Annotated in this window: 24 protein-coding genes; 8 read left to right on the plus strand and 16 right to left on the minus strand. The window is 44.2% G+C overall.

Going from position 1 to position 23,685, the window contains the following annotated elements:
* Positions 1–74 precede the first annotated feature (74 nt).
* Complete coding sequence (locus tag F6K63_RS11225; protein ID WP_008183046.1) at positions 75–374, plus strand: 30S ribosomal protein PSRP-3; 300 nt, start codon at positions 75–77, stop codon at positions 372–374.
* A gap of 280 nt (positions 375–654) precedes the next feature.
* Here F6K63_RS11225 and atpC read toward each other — a convergent pair whose 3' ends face one another.
* The 6 genes from atpC to F6K63_RS11255 form a co-directional block, all read right to left on the minus strand.
* Positions 655–1,065, minus strand: coding sequence for an ATP synthase F1 subunit epsilon (gene atpC, locus F6K63_RS11230; protein WP_008183048.1), 411 nt, complete (start codon positions 1,063–1,065; stop codon positions 655–657).
* Between the two features lie 130 nt (positions 1,066–1,195).
* Positions 1,196–2,644, minus strand: coding sequence for a F0F1 ATP synthase subunit beta (atpD, locus tag F6K63_RS11235; protein ID WP_008183049.1), 1,449 nt, complete (start codon positions 2,642–2,644; stop codon positions 1,196–1,198).
* Positions 2,645–2,963: 319 nt separating this feature from the next.
* The gene (minE, locus tag F6K63_RS11240; protein WP_008183051.1) at positions 2,964–3,281 is read right to left on the minus strand and encodes a cell division topological specificity factor MinE; all 318 of its coding nucleotides are present in this window, start codon (positions 3,279–3,281) and stop codon (positions 2,964–2,966) included.
* Between the two features lie 91 nt (positions 3,282–3,372).
* Complete coding sequence (gene minD, locus F6K63_RS11245) at positions 3,373–4,167, minus strand: septum site-determining protein MinD (protein WP_008183054.1); 795 nt, start codon at positions 4,165–4,167, stop codon at positions 3,373–3,375.
* Positions 4,164–4,958, minus strand: coding sequence for a septum site-determining protein MinC (gene minC / locus F6K63_RS11250; RefSeq protein WP_044492862.1), 795 nt, complete (start codon positions 4,956–4,958; stop codon positions 4,164–4,166). The genes minD and minC overlap by 4 nt, the downstream gene beginning before the upstream one ends.
* Before the next feature lie 189 nt (positions 4,959–5,147).
* The gene (locus F6K63_RS11255; RefSeq protein ID WP_008183058.1) at positions 5,148–6,470 is read right to left on the minus strand and encodes a four-carbon acid sugar kinase family protein; all 1,323 of its coding nucleotides are present in this window, start codon (positions 6,468–6,470) and stop codon (positions 5,148–5,150) included.
* A gap of 509 nt (positions 6,471–6,979) precedes the next feature.
* On the opposite strand from F6K63_RS11255, the gene lysS reads away from it, so the two are divergent.
* Positions 6,980–8,698 (plus strand): lysine--tRNA ligase, encoded by a 1,719-nt coding sequence (gene lysS / locus F6K63_RS11260; protein WP_008183060.1) that lies wholly within the window; start codon positions 6,980–6,982, stop codon positions 8,696–8,698.
* 246 nt (positions 8,699–8,944) lie between these two features.
* Here the strand turns inward: lysS and F6K63_RS37760 are convergent, their stop codons facing one another.
* Complete coding sequence (locus F6K63_RS37760) at positions 8,945–9,088, minus strand: plasmid mobilization protein (protein ID WP_008183062.1); 144 nt, start codon at positions 9,086–9,088, stop codon at positions 8,945–8,947.
* 77 nt (positions 9,089–9,165) lie between these two features.
* Here F6K63_RS37760 and F6K63_RS11265 point away from each other — a divergent pair, with 77 nt between their 5' ends.
* Both F6K63_RS11265 and F6K63_RS11270 read left to right on the plus strand, forming a co-directional pair.
* The gene (locus F6K63_RS11265; protein WP_287295344.1) at positions 9,166–10,395 is read left to right on the plus strand and encodes an RNA-guided endonuclease InsQ/TnpB family protein; all 1,230 of its coding nucleotides are present in this window, start codon (positions 9,166–9,168) and stop codon (positions 10,393–10,395) included.
* 304 nt (positions 10,396–10,699) lie between these two features.
* Positions 10,700–12,334: an alpha-D-glucose phosphate-specific phosphoglucomutase gene (locus tag F6K63_RS11270; RefSeq protein WP_008183066.1), complete on the plus strand. Its 1,635-nt coding sequence runs from the start codon at positions 10,700–10,702 to the stop codon at positions 12,332–12,334.
* On the opposite strand, the gene F6K63_RS11275 is transcribed toward F6K63_RS11270, so the two are convergent.
* The gene (locus tag F6K63_RS11275) at positions 12,331–12,636 is read right to left on the minus strand and encodes a hypothetical protein (RefSeq protein WP_131826939.1); all 306 of its coding nucleotides are present in this window, start codon (positions 12,634–12,636) and stop codon (positions 12,331–12,333) included. The two genes, F6K63_RS11270 and F6K63_RS11275, sit on opposite strands and share 4 nt — an antisense overlap.
* A gap of 1,322 nt (positions 12,637–13,958) precedes the next feature.
* On the opposite strand from F6K63_RS11275, the gene F6K63_RS11280 reads away from it, so the two are divergent.
* The 3 genes from F6K63_RS11280 to F6K63_RS11290 all read left to right on the plus strand — a co-directional run bounded on the left by F6K63_RS11280 (position 13,959) and on the right by F6K63_RS11290 (position 18,058).
* Complete coding sequence (locus tag F6K63_RS11280; protein ID WP_008183068.1) at positions 13,959–15,284, plus strand: hypothetical protein; 1,326 nt, start codon at positions 13,959–13,961, stop codon at positions 15,282–15,284.
* 1,155 nt (positions 15,285–16,439) lie between these two features.
* Positions 16,440–16,748 carry a hypothetical protein gene (locus F6K63_RS11285; RefSeq protein ID WP_131826938.1) on the plus strand — a complete coding sequence of 103 codons (309 nt, stop codon included), beginning with the start codon at positions 16,440–16,442 and terminating at the stop codon, positions 16,746–16,748.
* Positions 16,739–18,058 (plus strand): hypothetical protein, encoded by a 1,320-nt coding sequence (locus F6K63_RS11290; protein WP_008183071.1) that lies wholly within the window; start codon positions 16,739–16,741, stop codon positions 18,056–18,058. The genes F6K63_RS11285 and F6K63_RS11290 overlap by 10 nt, the downstream gene beginning before the upstream one ends.
* Positions 18,059–18,657: 599 nt before the next feature.
* On the opposite strand, the gene F6K63_RS11295 is transcribed toward F6K63_RS11290, so the two are convergent.
* The 5 genes from F6K63_RS11295 to F6K63_RS11310 form a co-directional block, all read right to left on the minus strand.
* A complete protein-coding gene (locus tag F6K63_RS11295; RefSeq protein ID WP_008183073.1) occupies positions 18,658–19,125 on the minus strand; it encodes an FxLYD domain-containing protein in 468 nt (155 codons plus the stop codon).
* Between the two features lie 562 nt (positions 19,126–19,687).
* Positions 19,688–20,140 carry a hypothetical protein gene (locus F6K63_RS11300; RefSeq protein WP_008183077.1) on the minus strand — a complete coding sequence of 151 codons (453 nt, stop codon included), beginning with the start codon at positions 20,138–20,140 and terminating at the stop codon, positions 19,688–19,690.
* Positions 20,141–20,339: 199 nt separating this feature from the next.
* Positions 20,340–20,510, minus strand: coding sequence for a hypothetical protein (locus F6K63_RS11305; RefSeq protein WP_287312123.1), 171 nt, complete (start codon positions 20,508–20,510; stop codon positions 20,340–20,342).
* The gene (locus tag F6K63_RS37765; protein ID WP_499881084.1) at positions 20,495–20,749 is read right to left on the minus strand and encodes a ferredoxin-thioredoxin reductase variable chain; all 255 of its coding nucleotides are present in this window, start codon (positions 20,747–20,749) and stop codon (positions 20,495–20,497) included. Before F6K63_RS37765 ends, F6K63_RS11305 begins: the two co-directional genes overlap by 16 nt.
* Positions 20,688–20,861: a hypothetical protein gene (locus F6K63_RS11310; RefSeq protein ID WP_154659761.1), complete on the minus strand. Its 174-nt coding sequence runs from the start codon at positions 20,859–20,861 to the stop codon at positions 20,688–20,690. Before F6K63_RS11310 ends, F6K63_RS37765 begins: the two co-directional genes overlap by 62 nt.
* Before the next feature lie 14 nt (positions 20,862–20,875).
* On the opposite strand from F6K63_RS11310, the gene F6K63_RS11315 reads away from it, so the two are divergent.
* Positions 20,876–21,367 carry an acyl-CoA thioesterase gene (locus F6K63_RS11315; RefSeq protein WP_008183079.1) on the plus strand — a complete coding sequence of 164 codons (492 nt, stop codon included), beginning with the start codon at positions 20,876–20,878 and terminating at the stop codon, positions 21,365–21,367.
* A gap of 32 nt (positions 21,368–21,399) precedes the next feature.
* Here F6K63_RS11315 and F6K63_RS11320 read toward each other — a convergent pair whose 3' ends face one another.
* The 3 genes from F6K63_RS11320 to msrA form a co-directional block, all read right to left on the minus strand.
* On the minus strand, positions 21,400–21,564 hold the full coding sequence (locus F6K63_RS11320) for a hypothetical protein (RefSeq protein ID WP_154659762.1): 165 nt from the start codon (positions 21,562–21,564) through the stop codon (positions 21,400–21,402).
* A gap of 83 nt (positions 21,565–21,647) precedes the next feature.
* Positions 21,648–22,310: a potassium channel family protein gene (locus tag F6K63_RS11325; protein WP_008183083.1), complete on the minus strand. Its 663-nt coding sequence runs from the start codon at positions 22,308–22,310 to the stop codon at positions 21,648–21,650.
* A gap of 463 nt (positions 22,311–22,773) precedes the next feature.
* Positions 22,774–23,421: a peptide-methionine (S)-S-oxide reductase MsrA gene (msrA, locus tag F6K63_RS11330; RefSeq protein WP_008183085.1), complete on the minus strand. Its 648-nt coding sequence runs from the start codon at positions 23,419–23,421 to the stop codon at positions 22,774–22,776.
* Positions 23,422–23,685: the final 264 nt, after the last annotated feature.

A 23,685-nucleotide genomic window follows, 5' to 3' on the forward strand; every position in this document is an offset into this window, starting at 1 on the left:
TTATTGCGCTAGAATCATCAATTGTACAATAGATTATAGTTATAGATAACGTGGGATATCTGAGGGAGGCCTGATTGTCAAAATTTCTATTAAAAGTTCTCTGGCTAGATGAGAATGTAGCCCTGGCAGTTGATCAAATTGTCGGCAAAGGCACCAGCCCATTAACTTGTTACTTTTTCTGGCCCCGGAACGATGCCTGGGAACAGCTCAAGGATGAGATGGAAGCCAAACACTGGATTACTGAAGCTGATCGCATTGAAATCCTCAACAAAGCCACTGAAGTGATTAACTACTGGCAAGAGGAAGGTAGGCGTAGACCTATGTCTGAGGCTCAGGCTAAGTTCCCGGAAGTCGCTTTTACTGGTAGTGCTTAATCCAGCCTTGCTGATTAATCTAATGATTGAGGGTAATTGGGAATTGGGAATTGGTAACTGACCAATCATCCGACCATACTTGAGATGATTCCTTAGTTCAACAACGCCCTTAATCCAACGCCCTTAATCAAATTACCTTAATCCAAGTAAAAGACTGACGGTAACCAACTCCAGACGTTCCCCTACCCCCCTGTTTCGGGGGGTGTGGAGAGCGCTGAGCTTATAGGGTTTACATCCCCTCCTTACTTCGTTTATGGGGTTGGAATTTACCGTTGCGTGACTAAACCATGCCACCAGCAGCTTGAAAGCGAGCACGGGCTTTCTTATAGGCTTGAGTTGCTTGGATTTTTTCTTGGGTATTCTCGTCGCTTTGAAGTTCTTCTAGACGAGCTTTTGCTTCGTTGAAGTCAACACCTGCAGCATCCTTGTCAATTTCATCTGCGGACTCAGCACCATTGACAAGAATCGTCACTTCATTATCTTCAACTTCCACAAATCCACCCATAAGAGCAATTGGTATCCACTCTTTTTCTGAACGAATTCGCATCACACCAGTATCCAGCGCTGATAACAGAGGAGCATGATCACTCAATATACCTAGCTGACCGGTAGTGCTGGGTAAAATTATTTCTTGTGCTTGGTCATCCCAGACGGTTTTGTCGGGAGCAATAATACGAACAGTTAAAGCCATCAGCAGAATGAATTGTGTTTGTTGGACGTTGGCAGTTTAGCAGCTTGAAAGTTGAAGGTTACAGGTTGAAGGTTACAGGTTAACTAGGTTAACCTTCAACCTTGATAACCTTATTAGCATCAAACCTGACTTAACTCTTTAGTTTTTCAGCTTTAGCCATCGCTTGATCAATACTGCCCACCATGTAGAAGGCTTGCTCAGGAAGGTCATCCAATTCCCCCTTCAGAATCATTTGGAAGCCTTTGATAGTATCGTCCAAGCTAACATACTGACCAGGAGAACCAGTGAAGACCTCCGCTACAAAAAACGGCTGAGACAAGAAGCGCTCAATCTTGCGGGCGCGAGCCACTGTTAGTCTGTCATCCTCGGACAATTCATCCAAGCCCAAAATCGCGATAATGTCTTGGAGTTCCTTGTAACGCTGTAGAGTTGCCTGCACAGCACGAGCTGTTCCGTAGTGGTCTTCCCCGACAATGCTCGGTTGCAGCATGGTGGAATTAGAATCGAGGGGGTCAACAGCCGGGTAAATTCCCTTAGATGCTAGGCCACGGGACAACACCGTTGTACCATCTAGGTGAGCAAATGTAGTGGCTGGGGCTGGGTCGGTCAAGTCGTCAGCTGGCACATAGACTGCCTGAATGGAGGTAATTGAACCCTCGTTAGTGGAAGTAATCCGTTCTTGTAGAGCACCTACATCTGTTCCCAAAGTAGGTTGATATCCTACCGCAGAAGGCATTCTTCCCAAAAGAGCAGACACTTCCGAACCGGCTTGTACAAATCGGAAGATGTTATCGATAAACAGCAACACGTCCTGCTTGTTCACATCCCGGAAGTACTCAGCCATGGTCAACGCTGACAGACCCACCCGCATCCTCGCACCGGGGGGTTCATTCATCTGACCATAAACTAGGGCAATTTTCGACTCGTTTAGATCATCCGGGTTGATCACCTTGGATTCCATCATTTCGTTGTAGAGGTCGTTCCCTTCACGGGTACGCTCTCCCACACCGCCAAATACTGATACTCCACCGTGTTTCGTGGCGATGTTGTTGATCAACTCCATCATGATCACAGTTTTGCCGACTCCAGCGCCGCCAAAAAGACCAATCTTACCACCACGTCGATAGGGAGTCAGCAGGTCGATTACTTTAATACCGGTCTCGAATACTGAGGGCTTGGTTTCCAGCTCAGTTAACTTGGGAGCAGGGCGGTGAATTGGGAAGCGCTCCTCAGATTCTGCCGGTCCTCTGTTATCTACTGGTTCACCCAAGACATTGAAAATCCGTCCTAAGGTAGCCTTGCCGACGGGTACACTAATGGGGGCACCAGTATCAATAACTTCCATACCCCGCACCAGACCGTCTGTACCACTCATGGCAACAGAGCGCACTTGGTTATCCCCGAGAAGCTGCTGCACTTCGCAGGTCACAGCAACATCTTGTCCAGCTTCATTTTTGCCTTCAATTCTCAAGGCATTGTAAATCTGCGGCATTTTGCCGCTGGGAAACTCTACGTCAACAACCGGACCGATAATTTGGGCAATAGCGCCCGTGTTTGTTTGTTCTGCGGTGCCTACCATATTGCGCTTATTTAGTCAAGCTATTGTTACAGATTTTGGAAAACAGTCTTAACATTTAGTAATGCCACTCTCAAGATTACCATTGTTAGGGTTCAACCGTATCAGAACTTGATCCCAAATTAAATATAAACAGGACTATAGGTCCCATCCCTTAGGGGTGACCAGGCAAGCATCCCTTGGTTCATAATCACCTTCAAAGGTGATCCGATAATTGTTCAGCCAAGTAATAGGCTCAATTTAGCTATACACCCCACACCCGTTCGCCCCGTCAACTGACCTACGTTTCACGTAGCTTGTCACCCCTTCAGCTACTAGACACTTACTCTTCTTCTTCGTCTTGAGTGAAGCGTTGGTATTCTTCCTCTCGTAGCTTTTCCTTAACTCGTCGGATGGGTAGATTAGCAATTAGTGCTGTTGTCCGTTGGTTGCTTTCTAAGGAAAACTCTGACCCTTCCGAATCAATCTCAACGTAGCGAGAGACCACCTCCAGGATGTCTTGCCGCATCGACTCCACCATTTTAGGACTCAGGTCAGAGCGATCGTGGGCAATTACCAGTTGGAGGCGGCGCTTAGCCTCCTCACGGCTGCTTTGAACACTCCTCCAGGAAAAAAGTTGTTCTAGAATTTCGATAATCATGGGGCTTTTTGGAGTAGTGAATAATCACACAGGGGGAGAAGGAAGAGGCTCTTTGGCAAGACTAGTTGTTGGCAATTCACAATGTAAAACCTTATTGGAACAGGCGGCGTAAGCGGCTGATTAGGTTGTCGTGTTCTGCCATCAGGTCGAGGAAGGAAATATTTGCACCTTCTAAGCGTGCAGCAATGTTTTCAATGGCAATTCCAGGCAGAGTTTTCTTTTCTGATAAGATCAAGGGTTCACCCTGATTACTGGAGACAATCACCCGTTCGTCTTCGGGGATAACACCAATTAGGGGAATAGCAAGAATTTCTTGGACATCTTGAACTGACATCATCTGATCCGCTTTTACCATTGTCGCTTTCAGGCGGTTGACAATTAGGCGGGTCTGCTTGATTCCTTCCGCTTCCAGTAAGCCAATAACTCGGTCAGCATCCCGCACTGAGGTAATCTCTGGTGTAGCAACGATTAGGGCTTCAGTAGCTGCCGTAACCGCATTTTTAAACCCGCTTTCGATTCCTGCTGGAGAGTCCACCAAGATGTACTCGTAATTCTTGGCTAACACCCCCAACAACTTTTTCATTTGGTTGGGGTTAACGGCTTCTTTGTTACGACTTTGGGCTGCAGGTAACAGGACTAGTCCTTCCTGCCGTTTGTCTTTGACCAAAGCCTGGTCTAAGCGGCACTGACCTGTTAAGACTTCAATAGCCGTGTAGACTACCCGATTTTCTAGTCCCAACAGCAGGTCTAAGTTTCTCAAACCAAAATCTGCATCCACTAAAGCAACTCGACGACCCAAACGAGCTAGGGCTAAACCTAGATTGGCGGTAATGGTAGTTTTCCCCACCCCTCCTTTGCCAGAGGTGACAACAATAATTCGACTCATGAATTCAACGACAAGTGGGTTTTAGCAACATCAGCAGCTCTAGCAATACGAATCCCAACGGATGTCACGTAAGCTACTTCAGGATAGTACTGAAGTGGCGGTGTCTCCGGTGCCCTAGCTACAGCATCAGCAATCCGCAACTGGGTGGGTTCCATTTTTAATGCCATAATCCGACATTTTCGATTACCATTCGCACCGGCGTGGGCAATGCCTCGTAGATGCCCCCAAACGAAGATATCCCCAGCTGCAATCAATGCACCACCAGGGTTCAAGTCCCCTATTATAACAATAGTGCCAGGGTGACGAATCTCTATACCCGAACGTACTGTCATTTGTAAGTACAGAGGTTCTGCGAGTAATTCAGTAGGTTGATCAATCTTTTGATTCAAAGAGTACTTAGGAGTTTCTTGTTCTACTGAGTACCCAGCAGCTGCTGCAGCCACAGCGGTTTGTCGGCGCGTGGTGTAAACTCGCTTTAGCCTTAACTGGACTGCCCCAAGGGCATCAGCGATCGCTTGTAGCTTCATCCCATCCAGCAATTGATCCCCAGCCATCAGATGGACACTGGATTCAGGCTGCCAAAAGCGCTCTCCAGCATTGAGGCGATGCTTGAATTGTTCCCATAGGTCCGACCAATTGACAGTACTAGGGTTTTTAGTGGCTGGTGGCAAGATCAACAACAGCCGTTTCCCCTCACTTTTTAAGCGAACTTGCCCAAGGCAGTTAACTACCGAGTTGCGGTCGTTGGAAACCGTTGAAACTGGTGATGGTTGGGCAGAATCAGAAGTCATGCAACAAGGAGCCAGATTGGTTAACGCACCGAAGATAGATTCTTCCGTGATCATACCTTCTTCAGCAAGTTCTGGTGGATAACTGTTGAGAATTGTAGCTAATGGTGGTAGGGAGCAAAAGGGCAAGATACTTAAGAATACTATTGCTCTGTTACCCCACACCCACAACCGATATCCTGTCAAACATTCTTACTCTGCACTCAATCGACGGTAAACGGTCACCAAGCCATTCACATCTCCCACATTGCCAGGAAATAGCACTACAGGTAAATTATGAAACTGGGGATGGTCAGCAGAGGTTAGTACCATTGAGCATCCAGGAAGGATCTGACCCAATAGTCGTGCTGACCTCAAAGCCAGGCCAGTACTTAAGACATCATTGGAGGTAATACCCCCTTTACTGATTAAAAACCCCATATCTTTAGGCAATCCCCTCACGATATCCATCAATAAGCCTGAAACTACTGCTCCAAACGCCAGCCGTTTCTGCACATCCTCAAAAACCAATTCCTGACGAGAGGTATAAACCACCGGTGTTTTACCAGTACTGTGAATTTCCTGAACGCGCTCGAGAATACTTGCCAAAAGTTTTGCCCGTTGCTGTTCGGATTCATCCAGTAAATTGGCTACATTTACCTCAATCCCCTCAATCCCAGATGCTCCCAATAGCTGCTCCAGCTGTTGAGTAGTCTTTTTAACGTGGGAACCCACAATCACAACTCCTGGTTTCCCCTGTCGGACATACTGAGCCATATTCATAGGGGCTACCGGTTGGAAGCCAAGACTAGCAAGGGAGGTTAAAATACTAGCAGCAGAACGAAACAGAAAGCGTTTCCCTTGGGCAGCAGCCCTTAGGACATCTGCCGCAAATTGATCTAAATCCCCTTGGGTTTCCCCATCCACAACGCCACACTGGTTATTGGTAAGTTTGAGAAGACGCTCCAAGCTACTGTTACGAATATCTGCTAGTAAAAACCGCTCTACTGCATCAGCCTTGATCTGACCTTTGGTCTTTTCTTGGACATAATCGGGTAAATAACTATGGCGATATCCAAATACCGAGTCACGGGCAAACTCGGTTTCATGCACTGGCGTTCTAATACCATCAATGATTAGGTAATGGACACTATCGAGAGTGACTCGTCCGCCCTCAAAGAATGCGGGGACTAAGAAATGGGCATCAAATGGTCCGACTTCTTGGGCGATTACATCAATTTCGACAGGATAATGCCCCCGCAAGGTGGAGTCAGAGCGACTGACTACCATAAAATCTTTAATTCCTTCAGCGTCTATGGCCATTTTGAGGTTATGGCAAACTTCCCGAGTCACAGTTGCTGCTTGCTCTGGGTTAAGAGCTCTGGTATTAGTAAGAATAAAAAAGATTGGGGAGTTATCCCTTAGTCCCAGCCGCAATGTATCCACATCCCAGTGCATCAGCAACAAGCAGCTGTGAACTGTCTGGGAGCCAGTCGGGTCATCATCAAGTACAATAATTTTTGGTTTTTTGCTCATTTCCCAAGCCTGTCATTAAAGTCAGTTATTTACCATGGTAATCGGGAATGGGTAATCGGGAATGGGTAATTGCTGATTGTGATAGTAATGGTTATAATGATTAGGACATAAAGCTAAAATTATCGATAAAAATATAGCAGATAATCTAGCACAATTACATCAACAATTAAACAAAAAAAAAGGTCAATTTCGAGCATTTACTACGTAAAAATACTGTAATAATATTTGTAATAAATTACTGAACATCCCTTACCACGAATTAGCAATTATTAAAAATATCTATAAACTTAGTTATAGTTGATAAGCTTTTAAAAATCAGCTATAATTATAGTTATAGAGCAGTGCTAACTGATTATTAATAAGAAGTTATACTTCCCTTATGTTACCCGTTACCTATTTTAACCAGGATGTTAACGTTTAACTTATAATTGCTATATACTAAGGGATCACCAGGCAGCACTAACTCACAGTTGATCCACTATGTGTCCACTAGATTGTCGCTATAAATTATGTCAGACCAATCCCGTCCAGAAGCACAAAGCACTTCAACTCTAGAAGAAATTCGCACCACACGGCTTGAAAAAGTTGAACAACTGAAAGCAGAAGGATTAATTCCCTATGCCTATAATTGGGAATCTACAGCTCAGGCTGCCGAATTGCAGCAAAACTATGCTGACCTAGGCAATGGCGAAGAAGTAGATGTGGAAGTGGCTGTTGCTGGTCGGATTATAGCTCGTCGTGTCTTTGGTAAATTAGCTTTCTTCAACATTCAGGATGAGACTGGTACAATTCAGCTTTACCTGGATAAAAAGAGAATCACTGCTAAAATGGCAGACCTTCCCAATGCTTTCAATATTCTCAAAAAACTCACTGATACTGGAGATATTATTGGGGCAAAAGGAACCATCAAGCGCACGGAGAAAGGGGAACTATCGATCTATGTCAAGGAGTATGATATCCTGACTAAATCTTTGTTGCCTTTACCAGATAAATGGCATGGTTTGACGGATACAGAAAAGCGCTATCGTCAACGTTATGTTGACCTAATTGTTAATCCTGATGTCCGGGAAACCTTTCGTCGTCGTGCCAAAATAACTGCTTCTATTCGGCACTATTTAAACCAACAGGATTTTATTGAAATTGAAACTCCGGTACTTCAGAGTGAGGCTGGTGGTGCAGATGCGCGTCCTTTTATCACCTACCACAATACCTTACAAATGGACTTGTATCTGCGTATTGCTACCGAGTTACATCTGAAGCGACTAATTGTTGGTGGTTTTGAAAAGGTGTATGAGTTGGGGCGTGTTTTCCGCAATGAAGGAATTTCGACTCGTCACAATCCGGAATTCACCATGATTGAAATCTATCAGGCTTACGCCGATTATAATCAGATGATGGTGTTGACGGAAAATCTGATTAGTAATGCTGCTAAGGAAGTGTTAGGTACACTAACCATTAACTACCAAGGTGAAGTAATTGATCTAACTCCCCCTTGGCGTAAAGTAACGATGCAAGAGTTAGTCAAAGACCAAATTGGTTTAGATTTTGATAAGTTTACCAACATTGAGCAGGCAAAAGCAGCAGCAAAAGATGCTGGTGTGGAGGTTCCCAATGATTGCTATTCTATTGGTAAATTGCTCAATGAAGCTTTTGAGCAGAAGGTAGAAGAAACGTTAATCCAACCGACTTTCGTTCTGGATTATCCTGTGGAAATCTCTCCCCTCACTAAGCCCCATCGCTCAAAATCTGGTTTAGTAGAACGGTTTGAATTGTTTATAGTGGGAAGAGAAACAGCAAACAGTTATTCTGAGTTAACTGATCCTATAGATCAACGGCAACGACTAGAAGCTCAAGCAGCCAGGAAAGCAGCAGGAGATTTGGAAGCTCAAGATGTTGATGAAGACTTTCTCGCTGCTCTGGAGTACGGTATGCCTCCCACTGGTGGTTTAGGTATTGGTATTGACCGTTTAGTGATGCTACTCACTGATTCAGCTAGTATTCGAGATGTGATTGCTTTCCCATTGCTGAAAAGTACCAGCGCTGTGATTAAATCCTTCGACTACGATGTAGAAAAAAAAATTCTTCGGGTTCAATTCAATAATGGTAGTATCTACAAGTATCGGGATGTACCAGAGGAGATCTACAAGGGTTTAAAAGATAATCCTTCTATCGGTCAGTATTTTAATACCCATATCCGCGAAAAATATGGCTTCGACCGAGAAATTTAGTGTAAGGATTCAGCCCAAGGATCATCAGCCATAATCTAGTAACTTGCTGTTGGATTATAAGTTGAGAGGTCAGATGAAAATTTAGCTGTCCGGTAAAAGAAGCCCCACATCTCAATCCGCAAGGATGAGTGTTCAAAGTTACCGTAAGAATAAGGCAGTCTTTATGGTTGGTCGGCTATGAGACAAAGGTTAAAACTGTATGATTAAGACTGCCTTATTCTAAGGTTTCGTTTCCAGGGATGAATTTTACACAGAGTCTCCTGGGATTGGGAGACGAGCTATAAAACTTCTGACCAACTCAGATGGAGTCATACCCCTCCTGTCAGCCTCCTGCTTTAACTGCTTTTTCTCAAACTCAGTTACTCTAACTATCAATTTTTTATCTTTCATTTTTTTTGATGTTGTGGGTTGTTATTTGGCTACCCACATGCTAACCTAGTTATAGGTCGAAAAACAGGATACAAAAAATGAGACTAGCTTACCAGTACCGATTACGTCCAACGAGAGAGCAGAAAGTTGTAATAGACAATTGGTTGTCAATGCTTTGTGCTCAATACAATTACTTGTTGGCTGATCGATTTAACTGGTACGAAGCTAACCGCTGTCCCATTAATGCCTGCCCACTTGTCTGTCATCTTCCAAAATTAAGAGTTAATCCTGACTACTACAGTCAAAAGAAAAGATTACCAGGACTAAAGAAAACCCATCCTTGGTACAAGCAGGTTCACTCTCAGGTACTTCAGGATGTTGTCAAGAGGGTAAAGTTAGCTTTTGATAGGTTCATTAAAGGGGATAGTAATGGAAGACGAAGTGGTCGGCCTAGGTTCAAAAAACCACACCGTTATCGCACTTTTACTTACCCTCAAGTAAAGGAAGGGTGCCTAGATGGAGACTTAATAAATCTCCCAAAAATAGGCAGAGTAAAGGTAGTACTTCATCGCCCCATTCCTTCCGGCTTCAAGATTAAGACAGCTTCCATTACAAAAAAGTGCGATGGATACTATCTGGTCTTGTCCCTGGAAGACAAGACAGTTCCCGAAGTTAAGCCAGACATAAATCCAGATTCAATAATTGGGATTGATGTTGGTCTAAAGGATTTTTTGACAACCTCCGAAGGGGAAGCCATAGAGATTCCTCAATACTATCGGAAAGCTCAAAAGCGCTTAAAGGTTGTCCAAAAGCGGGTATCTAGAAGGAAGAAGGGAGGAAGTAATAGACTTAAGGCTATCAAACAGCTCGGGAAACAGCATAAAAAAGTAGCGGATAAACGGAAAGACTTTCATTTCAAGACCGCTAATTACTTATTGTCAAACTACGACGTAGTTGCTCACGAAAAGTTAAACGTCAAAGGGATGGCTAAATCCCGATTGGCTAAATCTGTGCTAGATGCTGGGTGGTCAAGCTTTCTGACGATACTGACGAACAAAGCCGTTCGCGTAGCGTGGCCTACGGCCTTAAATGCTGGTTTGTTGGCTGTCCCAGTAAGCGCTCAAAACACTTCACAGAATTGCTCCAATTGCGGAAAAAAAGTCCCAAAGAAGCTGCATGTAAGATGGCATGACTGTCCCCATTGTGGATGTAGTCTAGATCGCGATTCGGCGAAGCCGACGCTACGCGAACACAATGCAGCTATAAACATCAAAAACAGAGCGGAAGGGCAGTCCGTTCTTAAAGCCCAGCGCCTCCGCGCGCAATAGCCGGATTGGCTGGGAAGCCTACACTGAACCCAACGGGTCAGTGTAGGAGCTGTCACTTCTTAATGAGCGATTAGCTAACCTTGTGCAAAGCTAATCGCTTGTAGCTTAGATAGATTAAAGTGAAGCATTGACAAATAAACAAAAATATGCGTAGGTAAGGATTGATCGTGCGTTCGCGCTTTTCTAGACCAGGGCTCACTAAAGTCATCAGTCATTTATCAAAGACTTTTGAATTTTTCATTAACAATTAACAGGTAACAGTTAACAATAAAGAATTAGCAGTAAAACCTGTAGCTAGCTTGTAATGAACATACGCACTGTCTCTACTAAGCCCTTTACAGACCAAAAGCCCGGTACTTCCGGACTCCGTAAGTCGGTCACCGTTTTTCAAGAGCCCCATTACCTGGAAAACTTTATCCAGTCTATCTTTGACTCCCTAGAAGGCTGTGAAGGTCAAACCCTAGTTGTAGGGGGTGATGGTCGCTACTACAATCGGCAAGCAATTCAGACCATTCTCAAAATGGCAGCCGCCAATGGGTTAGGTCGGTTGTTAGTCGGTTGTGGTGGTATTCTGTCTACCCCAGCAGCATCTTGTGTTATTCGCAAGCATAAGGCATTAGGTGGCATTATCCTCTCGGCTAGCCACAATCCTGGGGGTCCAAAGGGTGACTTCGGTGTCAAGTATAACACCAGTAATGGTGGACCAGCACCGGAAAAGGTGACGGAAGCTATCTATGCTCGGAGTAAAGTCATTGATAGTTACAAAATCCTGGAGGCTGCGGATGTGAATCTAGACCGACCAGGTGCATTTACCCTGGGAACCTTGAGCGTTGAGGTGATTGACCCAGTTGAGCCTTATACTCAATTGATGGAGTCCCTGTTTGATTTTGACCGCATTCACCAGCTACTAACCTCTGGGAAATTCCGCATGTGTATGGACTCATTACATGCGGTAACTGGTCCCTATGCCCATGCTATTTTTGAACAACGCCTAGGGGCACCAGAAGGTACAGTACTTAATGGTATACCGTTAGAAGATTTTGGTGGTGGTCATCCTGACCCCAATTTAGTCTATGCTAAGGACTTGGTGGATATTCTCTATGGTGATAATGCACCGGACTTTGGGGCTGCTTCCGATGGGGATGGCGATCGCAATATGATCCTGGGAAGCTCGTTCTTCGTTACCCCCAGTGATAGCATCGCTGTGTTAACCGCCAATGCCCATCTGGTACCTGGTTATAGTCAAGGTTTAGCAGGGGTCGCTCGTTCCATGCCAACCAGTGCTGCTGTAGACCGAGTGGCGGCTCAGTTGGGTATTGATTGCTATGAGACCCCAACAGGTTGGAAGTTTTTTGGCAATTTATTGGATGCAGGTAAAGCCACTTTGTGCGGTGAAGAAAGTTTCGGCACTGGTTCTAACCATGTACGGGAAAAAGATGGACTTTGGGCAGTGCTATTCTGGCTCAATATCCTGGCAGTGCGGGGTGAATCAGTGGAGCAGATTGTCCGTAGCCACTGGCAAACCTATGGTCGTAATTTCTATTCCCGCCATGACTATGAAGAGGTAGATGGGGCACGAGCTCAGGAACTGATGGAGCGTCTGCGTTCAAGTGTGCCAGACCTGAAAGGACAGCAATTTGGCTCTTACCAGGTAGAGTATGGTGATGACTTTAGTTACACAGACCCAGTAGATGGGAGCGTCAGCCAGAAGCAGGGGATTCGGATTGGCTTTACTGATGGCTCTCGGATTGTATTCCGCCTATCTGGTACTGGCACAAAAGGGGCAACCCTACGCCTCTATTTAGAGAGCTATGAGCCAGATTCCACTAAGCATGACGTGGATACTCAACAAGCATTGGAACCACTGATTTCCCTTGCCCATGAGATTGCCCAGATTCGCAAGTTTACAGAGCGGGAGGTTCCCACTGTAATTACCTAAGGTTTTGATGGGTTAGTTTCCCTGTTAATGAAAGGAACATGGGTAATAGGTAATAGGTAATAGGTAATAGGTAATAGGTAATAGGTAATAGGTAATAGGTAATAGGTAATAGGTAATAGGTAATTAGGTAAGCATTCAGCGTGTCGCGTATCAGCGTGTCGCGTATCAGCCAGCCATTCCCGTAGCGTGGCCAACGGCCAAGGCTGACGGCTGACGGCTGACGGCTGACGGCACCTCAAGTAGCACCATCTGTAGCGCATATGCTTACTTGGTATAGCACTACCCATTAAGATGTTTGACATTGTCTTGATGCAAAGCGCGAGTGGGGGAAACCACGGCAGTCGCTCATGGGGGGGACCCCCAAGACCGCGCTGCCTCCCCAAGACCGTAATGGTGCGCTTACAGTCGTCGAATTAAATTCGCCACGGGTCGCACCTCTGCATCGCTTCTAAACTCCGAAACCTAGTCCTAGCTTACTTTTGACTTCTGACTTCTCACTTCTGACTTGCCCGTAGCGCTATACAACCCCGACCAGTTACCTATTACCCATTAGCCGTTACCAAAATGAGTAACTGTCTCGGTAATAGTGGATAGCCTAGATTTCAATAGCAACAGATTTTTATTCCTAGAGGTGCGACCCAAGGGCGATTTACTCGCCCTAGGAGGCGCGCACCTATAAAAATTTTCATCATTGTTTAATTTAGCTCATCTCCATAGATGGTTCTTGGATATTTCGTCAAGTCAAGAGATATCTGGCTACATTTCAACATTATTTATTGTCAATTAGTTAATTTTATGAATAATCTCAAATCACCTGCTGTTAACCCTTTTTGCCACACAGTAAATTGATTGGGGCAAAAGCTTGCTTGCACACCTCAATGACTGAATCAAAGAGGGACTGAATGAAAAAGATTATTCTTTAACCCAGATTTGGTATAACCCCTAACTGCTCTGAGGGAGGGTAAAATTACTCATTCATAATTCTTAGCTGAATGATGTTATATAATAATTAGTTTTTGCTCAGGACTAACTCAGTAAATTTTTCATAAATTTTTATGAATTTTTGATGAAAATCCCTATTTTGATAGTGACATTTACTGAAATTTATGCCATTTATACTAATGGTAGGATTTTTTTTTGTCAGTCAAAACGCAAAAAAAAAATATGAAGCCTAGAACCAAACTACTTTTTTGACTAGGTCATCTGTTAGGGGTGGAATTTGATCAGGGAATCGTTAGGGAGTCAAACTATAGAAAAGGCTTCAAAAAATCTATCCAGTTTCACTGGATAGATTTGAGGAGGGCATCTTTGAACTATTAAAGGGGGTGTTTTACCCTTACCGATGTTTCTAGAAACATGTATCTAGAAAGGTACTGTACCCTAGATACATCGATAAGCATGATTAAATTTGCCCCAAAAGTTCACATACAAAGTTCACATAAAAAGTTCACAGACTCTTATCCCATTTCAGGCCAGGGACGTTGAGTAATGCCAGTTTTGTAAGTTACACATCCCGTGAGTTACTGAATTGGGATGGAGTAATTAGAAATTTTTTGGTGCATCAGGACTGAAAAGAAAAGCCCACCAGTGTAAACACAGATAACTTTTGGGAGAAAACCATCTTATGGTTCTGATTGAAGCAGAAAGCGATCGCGTAACGCGAGTCAACTATGAGACAACCAGTGCAAACAATATTGATACCGTTGCTTCAGGCGGTCGAGCCGTCCAGATCTCAAGCTTTAATGACCCGGTTGAAGAAAACCCTGGTGTGCTTAGATTTCAATGGACAGCAGATGATGGACCGGCTGGTAAGTACGATATTAGTATTGCCTACTTTGACGAAGAGGATGGGGAATCTCCACTGACATTTAGTGTCAACGACAATGTAGTTGGTACATATGTTTATAATCTAAACTTACCTGGGATTACAGCTGAGCCAAGGAATTATGTCCCTCTGAGCGGTGGCAATCCACGTGGCCCTCGCCCTCTAAGTGCTGAGGATAATCCAAATGCCATTTTTCAGGGCGTAGACCTTGCTCCAGGGGATGAAATAGAAATCTCGGTACTGGCAGATAGCATTAATAATGATGCTAATTTCGAGCTAGGGCGACTTGATGCCATTGAAATTACCCCAGCTGAAGATATTATCCCCAGTTTGGATCTGTTCTGGCGTAATCCTGTCACTGGACAACTTGGTGTGTGGACTCTAAATGACGAAGGCACTAGCGTCGAGACGGCAGCGTTCATTAAAGATCAAAGTGGTAAGGAGGTATTGGTACCAGACGACAGTCCATTTGACGCCCGTGGTGTTGTGGATTTAGGCGATGGTAACAGGAGTCCTCTGTGGCGTAATACCGAAACCGGGGGTGTTGCGATTTGGAAGATGGAAGGCTCCGAGTTCCAGGAGGCAATAACTACTCAGGCACCAGCAGGTCAACCAGGATCAGACCTCAACTGGGAAATCCGTGGCACCGGAGATGTTAACGGTGGTGGTGCAGAAGAAATCTTCTGGTACAACACATCTACTGGAGAAATTGCTGTTTGGGAGATAGATCAAACCGGGTTTCAGAATGCTACGTTTATTACGGATACCAATGGTGACAGGTTGACCATATCACCTAATGATCCCTGGCAGTTAGTTGCGGCTGGAGACATGGATGGCGATGGTAACGCAGATGCTATCTGGGAAAATATGAATACCCAAGAGTTTGCCTACTGGAAGCTTGATGGTACTGTTTTCCAAAACGCAGTGCTGATCGATTCCCGACCAGCAAACGGTGCTTGGGAATTCCGTGGTTCCTATGACGCTAACAACGATGGTACTGATGATTTCTTCTTCCGTAATTCCGTTACTGGACAGAATGGCATGTGGATGATCCACAATAACTCACTGGGTCAGATTGTCGAGATCGATAGGGTTGAGGATCTCAACTTCTCCTTCTACGTCTAGGATAGTCAGCAGCTAGCTTTTCTGTTGTAATTAAAGTTGAGAAAAACCCACCCCTTCTGCTTACGCTCAAGGGGTGGGTTGATTGTTCACTTAAATCTGAATCTAATATCTCCGAGTTTTAGGGCAAACGCATCTAATCGTCACAAACCAGATCTTATTGGCATTTGGCTGACCCAAAAATTTATTGCTGACCCAAAAATTTTGACGGGGATGAATTAAACTGGTATATTATTTATTTGGCTTATCTTTAGCGCCACTATGATTTTCACTAATTAATAGGTACGACCACCAGGATATAAAACTGTCAGCATTCAGGCTAATGCTGTCAGCTATCATGCTTAAAATAAACCCAGCGTAGCGTGCGCCGTTCCCGTAGCGTGCGCCGTTTTCGTAGCGTGCGCCGATGCGCAATGTGCAATGGGCAAACGGGATAATTTAATATTGATAGATTAATGAGAATTGAAAGTCAACAGAAAAGTCCTTGGCCTATGGCCACGCTACTTGAAGTCCTTTGTGGCACAGGCTTCGACGCTGTGATCCAAAAAAGATTAAACGAATGCTTACCTCTTTTATTCAAAAGCACCTCAAGTAGCACCCTCTGTAGGGCATTAGCTGATAGCTGATAGCTTACCCACTAACTGCCCTGAGGCAGGGGAAAATTTATCATTCATAATTATTAGCTGACTTGATGTTATATAATAATTAGTTTTTGCTCAGTGCCAACTCAGTAAAAATTTTATAAATTTTTATGAAAATTTAATGAATATACCTAATTTGATAGTGACATTTACGGATTTTTATGGCATTTATACTAGTGGTAGGTTTTTTTTCAGTCAAAACGCCAAAAAAATCTGAAGCCTGGAACAAAAATATTTTTTTGAGTAGATCATCTGTTAGGGGTGGAATTTTATCAGGGTATCGTTAGCCAGTAAAATAATATAAAAGGCTTCAAAAAATTTATCCAGTTTCACTGGATAAATTTCAGCAGGGCATCTTTGAACTATTAAAGGGGGTGTTTTACCCTTATCGATATATCTAGAAATAGGTATCTAGAAAGGTATTGTACCCTAGATACATCGATAAGCATAATTAAATTTTCCCCAAAAGTTCACAGACAAAGTTCACAGACTCTTATCCCATTTCAGGCAAGGGACCTTGAGTAATGCCAGTGTATTGATGCAAAGCGCGAGTGGGGGAAACCACGGCAGACCGCGAGTGGGGAGGGGCTGTGTGCGGAACCTGCGTCCGCACCGCTGTTTGCCCCGTGGGAACCCCCAAGACCGCACTGCCTCCCCTGTTCCGAAGCTGCATCGCTTTTGTAAGTTACACATCCCGTCAATTAGTGAGTTGGGACTGAATTGGGATGGAGTAATTAGAAATTTTTTGGTGCATCAGGACGGAAAAGAAAAGCCAACCAATGTAAACACAGATAACTTTTGGGAAAAAACTATCTTATGGTTCTGATTGAAGCAGAAGGTACTCGCGTAACGCGAGTAAACTACGGCATAACCGGTTTCAACAATATTAATCTCGTTGCTTCAGGGGGTCGAGCCGTCGAGATCACAGACTTTGATAACCCGGTTCCAGTTCCCGGTGTGCTTACCTTTCAATGGACAGCACAGGATGGACCAGCTGGTAAGTACGATATTCGTATTGCCTACTTTGACGAAGAGGATGGGGAATCTCCCCTGACATTTAGTGTCAATGGAGAGGTAGTTGGTACCTATGTTTATAATCTAAACTTACCTGCTAATAGACCTCGGCCAACAGCTGAGCCAAGGAATTATGTCCCTCTGAGGGGTGGCAATTCAAGTGGCACCCTAAGTGCTGAGGCTAATCCAAATAAACCCCTTTTTCAAAACATAGACCTTGCTCCAGGGGATGAAATAGAAATCTCGGTACTGGCAGATAGCAATAATTCTGATTTGAATTTCGAGCGAGGGCGACTTGATGCCATTGAAATTACCCGAATCCCCAGTGTGGATCTGTTCTGGCATAATCCTGTCAGTGCAAAAGTTGGTTTGTGGACTCTAAATGGCCAGGGGACTAGCGTCGAGACGACAGCGTTTATTACCGATCAAAGTGGTCAGGAGGTGTCGGTACCAGACAACACTGGATTTGAAGCTCGTGGTGTTGTGGATTTAGGCGATGGTATCAGGAATCCTCTGTGGCGTGATACCCTAACCGGCGGTGTTGCGGTTTGGAAGATGGAACGCTCCGAGTTCCAGGAAGCAATAATTACTCAGGCACCAGCAGGTCAACCGGGATCAGACCTCAACTGGGAAATCCGTGGCACGGGAGATGTTAACGGTGATAGTGCAGAAGAAATTTTCTGGTACAACACATCCAGCGGAGAAATTGCTGTTTGGGAAATAGATGAAAACGGGTTTCAGAATGCTACGTTTATTACGAATACCAATGGTGACAGGTTGACCATATCACCTAATGATCCCTGGCAGTTAGTTGCGGCTGGAGACATGGATGACGATGGTGACGCAGATGCTATCTGGGAAAATATGAATACCCAAGAGTTTGCCTACTGGAAGCTCGATGGTACTGTTTTCCAGGAGGCAGTGCTGATCGATTCCCGACCAGCAGACGGTCCTTGGGAATTCCGTGGGGCCTATGACGCTAACCGAGATGGTATTAATGATTTCTTCTTCCGTAATTCCGTTACTGGACAGAATGGCATGTGGATAATCGAGAATAACTCACTTAGTAATATTGTCGTTATCGATACGGTTGAGGATCTCAACTTCTCCTTCTACGTTTAGGATAGTCAGCAGCTAGCTTTAGGGACTTGCGTGTAAAAAAAATACCAATTAAAGTAGGGTGGGCAAAGTAATATAATTTAGAATAATCAAAAGAAACAAACTGTTTTTGCCCACCCTACAAGCTAAAAACTGGTATTTGATTTTTTGGCTACTCCCTTACTCTTGTCATTAGAGTGAATGAAAACCCACCCCTTCTGCTTAAGCTCAAGGGGTGGGTTGATTGTTCACTCAAATCTGAATCTAATATCTCCGACTGTTAATCACTTCGTAGTCAGGTACGTTAATTGTTATAGCGGTTTGCGATTTTTTAAGTACATAGTTCTGGGTTTTTAGGGAACAGGGCACAGGGCACAGGAAACAGGGCACAGGGCACAGGGCACAGGGAGTAGGGAGTAGGAAACAATAAAAAAATCCTGTGTACCTGATTAATATGAGAACCGTTATAGTGAATTATTAGTTATTAATTTAAAACTGTCAATTTTAAATTTATTGATGACATTATTATGTGGGATTCAGTGGTAAGCATTCACCTAAAGACCAAATACTTAGGTTCAGTTGCTCAGCAATTTATGCCTCAAAAGCGTGAATTGATATCGAAATCATGGAGTCGGTTTACGATCCCAGTCAACGGATGTGGTTTTTAATTCCCGACCACCCCACATTTCCGTCTCGAAAGTAGCACTTTCTCCAGCACTGAGGTTAGGGGGATTGGTGTACATGGAACTGGTGCCAATTACACTGCCGTCATCATCGAGAATTTCATAGTTTACTCGGGTCGAGTAGACAGTTTTGTCGGTTTTGTTGACTACACGACCGATAAGACGGTCATTTTGGAAACTCACTTCGCTAATGACTACTTTGGAGTCTGAGATGCCACATAGACTACTAAGATCTACAAGGGTGCCATTATCGGTTTGCATGTAGCACACTGGTAGCTCAATCTCTGTGCTCGGTACAGGGGAGAAGCCAGAGGCAAGCGTCAGTGGCAGGCTAAACGCCTTGGGAACAATTAGCAGGATTGAGGCAGCTTCTAAAGCAAGGGACAAAGACCAAAATTTCACCATCATGGTCACCTTCTCAAACTGATTACAGGATAAATGGTCAGGGTGGGAGCCCTCAGCCCAAGTTCTCCAAGTGGGGAACCTTGGTGGTTGAGGGTGATTACTAGTTCAGCTAGGTTGATACGGATCGTAAATCCAGTTATTAATCGTAGCGTGGGCAGTGCCTACCAACGCGGTTTGCAAGCTTGATTATCTGTCTGGTGCACTGCCCACCCTACATCAACCTAGGTTGATACGGATCGTAAATCCAGTGATTAATCTTCGGGTGGGCAGTGCCTACCAACGCCCTTTGCAAGCTTGATTATCTGTCTGGTGCACTGCCCACCCTACATGAACTCTAGTTCGGCTGGGTTTGTGTAGCCCCACGGTTGACACAGTGGGGCAAAAAAGGCCTAATAGACTAGCATATTGTAGAAACTACTCAGAAGTTATCCGAAAAATTATTTAATGGTTGGGTGAGAGTGGAGAAATTACTGGTAACTCACTTCAGTAATCCTTTAGACGGCTTGTGGTCTAAAGTAGGCTCCACAACCCCCCAAGACAAATTTTTGGATAGCTTCTAAGCAGCCTACGGGCAATGTACAGCAAGGTGGAAGTTACGATCTACGGCATTTCCACTAGAATTGTTAGTAGCAACCCAAACCCCATTGGTGGTGCCAGCGCGTGTGGCTACAGTAACTTCACCAGATCGTTCAGTGCCAAAGCCTGTAGTACCTAAAGTAGCAGTGTAAGCACACCGACGGACATCCCGGTTGAAAAAGACTTCGTACCGACCGTTCAGAACTTTTCGGGCTCGGCTGGCACCGAATCCGCGACTGAGTGCGCCGTTCCTGGTGACTACAGCAAATACGGTTTTTGCACTGGGGGTGGGGGTAGTGGTTAAAGTAAATTGTTGGTTGCTCGGAGGGGTGGGACGAGGCGCGTTAGTATCTTGTGCTAAGGCTTTGCCTTGAGGAATACCGAGGCTGATTACACCCAAAGATAGAACTACAGACGCAATGGCTACTTTACTACGAAACATGATCAGTCTCCTGGTTTGAACCTTGAAGTTTGTAATGTTAATACTGAGGTGTTTCGGTCATTGGCTGACTCGAATTCAACCTCTACTTACATTTCTGAAGCCGATCCAGGATTTACGCAGTGGATTGTTTAATCTTTACAAAACTTAAAAAAAAGCTCTGGTCAAACCTGGCATAAAAAGCCGGAAAATTCCCTAAAACCTAGGATGCTTCAGTAACGCACCCTACTGGTAGCATCAGAAGAAACCGATTAGAAGAAACCATGGCGACCTGTGAGCAGATACCCTGAAAGCGATCGCATGCGATCGCTTTCAGCAGGTGATCAGCTTGGTTACCAAATCGTGACCAGATTACTCCTAACCCTCCCAACACAGGGCTAATATCAAGTCTGGTTGAATACCCATAATTAAGGAGAGAGTGGGGAGGGTGGGAAGTGTGGGAAGTGTGGGAAGTGTGGGGAGATGGGGAGATGGGGAGATGGGGAGATGGGGGAGATTTTGATTAAGGGTAATTATCCCGACATGATATAAGGATAGGTTCTGATTACGATCAGTAGGATGATGGTAAACAGTGATTGACTTTTTGAGACGGACGCGATCGCTTACTTTGATCTGTCAGGATTAGACTTGCCCGAACTAGATCCCAAATCAGCAAAAACTTAGCGCTGATCTGATCTAGCTCTAACAGAATACGATCACCATATACGATCATCATACCAGTCACGATTAAGTTGATCCATGTCAGAAACACCCCAAACCTCAACTCAAGGACAGCTGGACAGTACCATGGCAAGTCATGAGCTAACTGCCACCACAGCCAAATGGTTTGACTATCCAGTGCGAGTCCATCCCCACCACACTGACTATGCTGGTATAGTCTGGCATGGTACCTACATTGGCTGGATGGAGGAAGCGAGGGTGGAGTACTTGCGCTCAATGGGTATGGATTATAGTGATTTTGTCAGGCTAGGATGCGATTTACCAGTAGTAGAACTTTCTTTACGCTATCACCGGGCAATGCCAATGGGCACAGCAGCAGTTGTCAAGACAGCCATCGCCGAAATGAAAGGTTTCCGTATGAAGTGGGATTATAAAATTCAATCCCATGATGGCAAAGAACTTTACCTAACCGGTCGTGTGATTCTAGTAGCCGTTGACCGAGAGCAGGGTAAGATTATGCGCAAATTACCACCAGTGCTAAAGGATTTATTAGATAAGCTTTCTAGTTGAGCCAATCGAACTGAGGTTATTTTACGGTTATTTCACAAAGCAATATCAGCATATTGCCACGCTTGTTGATATTGCTGTTGTACAGTTTCTGCTTCTGCTGTTTTTCCTTGTGCTTGCAAGCTTTGTGCTAAACCATGTAATGACCAACCATTTTCCGGATAAATATCTAAATCATTATGATAAACCCTATACAGCAATTGTACCTGTCCTAACTTCACAATCTTAAAAACATACCCTTGAAAGTCTCCTCCCTCTGACTTATCTGCTTCCCCTGCTCCCTCTAATGCTCTGCTTCTGGGTTATAAATTCCGACCAATCTGCCAATTAATACGGCGGGATACATCACCCCACAAATTCCTTCTAAATTAGTCAGAGCTTTCGCTAGAGGACTGACAGGAGTAATATCCCCATAGCCAACGGTAGTTAAGGTGGTAAAACTGAAATAAAGCAGGTCAAAAGAATTAATTGTTTCTGCTGAATAAGTAAAAGATTTTGGGTTTAATAAATAGATAGTTTCAAAAAACAAAACCCACAGAGTACCAATTAAAAGAAAGACGTTAATACCGCCAACTATGGTATCGATCGTGACTTTGTGACCGCTAAAAATCTTCTCAATCATCAACACAATAGCTAAGAGAAAAAAACCACCATAAATAATATTTGTAGCCACAGCTAGCTTTAAGTTAGAGTATTGATAAATAAACTCGATAAAATCGACTACAAAAGCGAGCAATGAAATGAACAGATAACAATAAAAAAACCTTTTATGTAAATAAAATGTTGTAATTATTACAACTATTGCTCCTAATAAAATTAGGGATAGAATTAAGTCGGCAATTATTGCTTGCGAGAAAAAAGCATAGGCGACAAAAGCCAAAAGCAGCACTAACAAAAGCTGAGTATATTTATTCTTGGCTGAACTCTGTAACTGTTTGAGTCTCATCACTCTCTTGCTCCTTGAAAAAGGATATATAGCAATTCTCATCACAAGTTAGGTACACAGGATTTTTTCCAACTCCCCCCTCCCCGCGCCGGAGCACCCCACTAGCTGTTCTCTGGTCCGAAGATCATTAAAACCCAGGACGAAAGTACTTAAAGCAATTTAGAGCTGTTATATCAATTTAAGAAGATTCCCAGAAACTTAGCGCTATTGACAGTAATTATGTCGGTTTAGCAACTTTAGTTTCGCACCAGGAACTAGTGTAAACTCCACTCACTCTGTAGGGGTGGGTTTAGCTTATGTATCAGCCCAAGACAAACAACCTTGTTACAAACGTTACAAAACCCACCCTTTCCTAGTCAACTGAATTGCTGCATTTAGTCATTAGTCATTTGTAATCCACCAAAGTCTCTTGGTACTTACAAATGACTAATTACTGATGAGTGTTAACCACAGAAGTGATGACTTATGAAATTGCAGGGCAATTCACATTCGTCCCACCTAAACCACAATACCCATTAGGATTTTTAGCCAGGTACTGCTGGTGATAGCCCTCTGCGTAATAAAACTCAGGAGCATCTAGAATCTCTGTGGTAATATTACCATAACCGGCGACCTTCAGAGCTTGCTGATAAGCGTTTTGTGAGGCTTCCGCTAGCTTCTTTTGGTCTTCGGAATAGGTATAAATTCCTGAACGGTACTGAGTACCAGTATCATTGCCTTGGCGCATGCCTTGGGTGGGATTGTGGCTTTCCCAGAAGACTTTCAATAGTGCTTCGTAACTGATTACCTTTGGATCAAATACCACCAGCACCACTTCATTGTGACCGGTCATGGCTGTACAGACCTCTTGATAAGTAGGGTTAGGGGTAATGCCAGCAGCGTAACCTACTGCGGTAGTGAACACTCCCTCTTGTTGCCAGAATCGGCGTTCTGCTCCCCAAAAACATCCCATGCCAAACATCGCCATTTCCAATCCATCAGGATAAGGGGGTTTGAGAGGATTGCCGTTGACGTAGTGACGCTCGGGTACTGGCATGAGTTCTGAGCGTCCGGGTAAGGCTTCCTCAGGAGTAGGCACGGTCAGCTTTTTCTTAAATCCGAAGAGTACCATCAGTTTTGAATCTTAGTTTTGATCACTTACTTAACATTTTGCAACATTTATAGCGTTTGTATATGGGTTGTAAACACACCAATTGCAGGAAAAGGCATGCATGCAAGAGGCAAAAGGCAAGAGGGGAAAGAGCTCCGGAGTTTTATTGGATAATAAAAAAATACCTCTTAGGTTTACATCTGATTTACAAACCCTATATGAGTAAATTACTCATTCATTAGTGGTAACTACCAATAGACTTTTGGCTGGCTATTGGCTAGCTAC

Source organism: Moorena sp. SIO1G6, assembly GCF_010672795.1.
Lineage (GTDB): Bacteria > Cyanobacteriota > Cyanobacteriia > Cyanobacteriales > Coleofasciculaceae > Moorena > Moorena producens.

What these genes read in the sequence shown, in the direction of transcription:
- atpC (WP_008183048.1), bottom strand. Translation starts at nt 1,065, where the DNA reads ATGGCTTTAACTGTTCGTATTATTGCTCCCGACAAAACCGTCTGGGAT.
- atpD (WP_008183049.1), bottom strand. Translation starts at nt 2,644, where the DNA reads ATGGTAGGCACCGCAGAACAAACAAACACGGGCGCTATTGCCCAAATT.
- minE (WP_008183051.1), bottom strand. Translation starts at nt 3,281, where the DNA reads ATGATTATCGAAATTCTAGAACAACTTTTTTCCTGGAGGAGTGTTCAA.
- minD (WP_008183054.1), bottom strand. Translation starts at nt 4,167, where the DNA reads ATGAGTCGAATTATTGTTGTCACCTCTGGCAAAGGAGGGGTGGGGAAA.
- minC (WP_044492862.1), bottom strand. Translation starts at nt 4,958, where the DNA reads ATGACTTCTGATTCTGCCCAACCATCACCAGTTTCAACGGTTTCCAAC.
- F6K63_RS11255 (WP_008183058.1), bottom strand. Translation starts at nt 6,470, where the DNA reads ATGAGCAAAAAACCAAAAATTATTGTACTTGATGATGACCCGACTGGC.
- lysS (WP_008183060.1), top strand. Translation starts at nt 6,980, where the DNA reads ATGTCAGACCAATCCCGTCCAGAAGCACAAAGCACTTCAACTCTAGAA.
- F6K63_RS37760 (WP_008183062.1), bottom strand. Translation starts at nt 9,088, where the DNA reads ATGAAAGATAAAAAATTGATAGTTAGAGTAACTGAGTTTGAGAAAAAG.
- F6K63_RS11265 (WP_287295344.1), top strand. Translation starts at nt 9,166, where the DNA reads ATGAGACTAGCTTACCAGTACCGATTACGTCCAACGAGAGAGCAGAAA.
- F6K63_RS11270 (WP_008183066.1), top strand. Translation starts at nt 10,700, where the DNA reads ATGAACATACGCACTGTCTCTACTAAGCCCTTTACAGACCAAAAGCCC.
- F6K63_RS11275 (WP_131826939.1), bottom strand. Translation starts at nt 12,636, where the DNA reads ATGTCAAACATCTTAATGGGTAGTGCTATACCAAGTAAGCATATGCGC.
- F6K63_RS11280 (WP_008183068.1), top strand. Translation starts at nt 13,959, where the DNA reads ATGGTTCTGATTGAAGCAGAAAGCGATCGCGTAACGCGAGTCAACTAT.
- F6K63_RS11290 (WP_008183071.1), top strand. Translation starts at nt 16,739, where the DNA reads ATGGTTCTGATTGAAGCAGAAGGTACTCGCGTAACGCGAGTAAACTAC.
- F6K63_RS11295 (WP_008183073.1), bottom strand. Translation starts at nt 19,125, where the DNA reads ATGATGGTGAAATTTTGGTCTTTGTCCCTTGCTTTAGAAGCTGCCTCA.
- F6K63_RS11300 (WP_008183077.1), bottom strand. Translation starts at nt 20,140, where the DNA reads ATGTTTCGTAGTAAAGTAGCCATTGCGTCTGTAGTTCTATCTTTGGGT.
- F6K63_RS11315 (WP_008183079.1), top strand. Translation starts at nt 20,876, where the DNA reads ATGTCAGAAACACCCCAAACCTCAACTCAAGGACAGCTGGACAGTACC.
- F6K63_RS11325 (WP_008183083.1), bottom strand. Translation starts at nt 22,310, where the DNA reads ATGAGACTCAAACAGTTACAGAGTTCAGCCAAGAATAAATATACTCAG.
- msrA (WP_008183085.1), bottom strand. Translation starts at nt 23,421, where the DNA reads ATGGTACTCTTCGGATTTAAGAAAAAGCTGACCGTGCCTACTCCTGAG.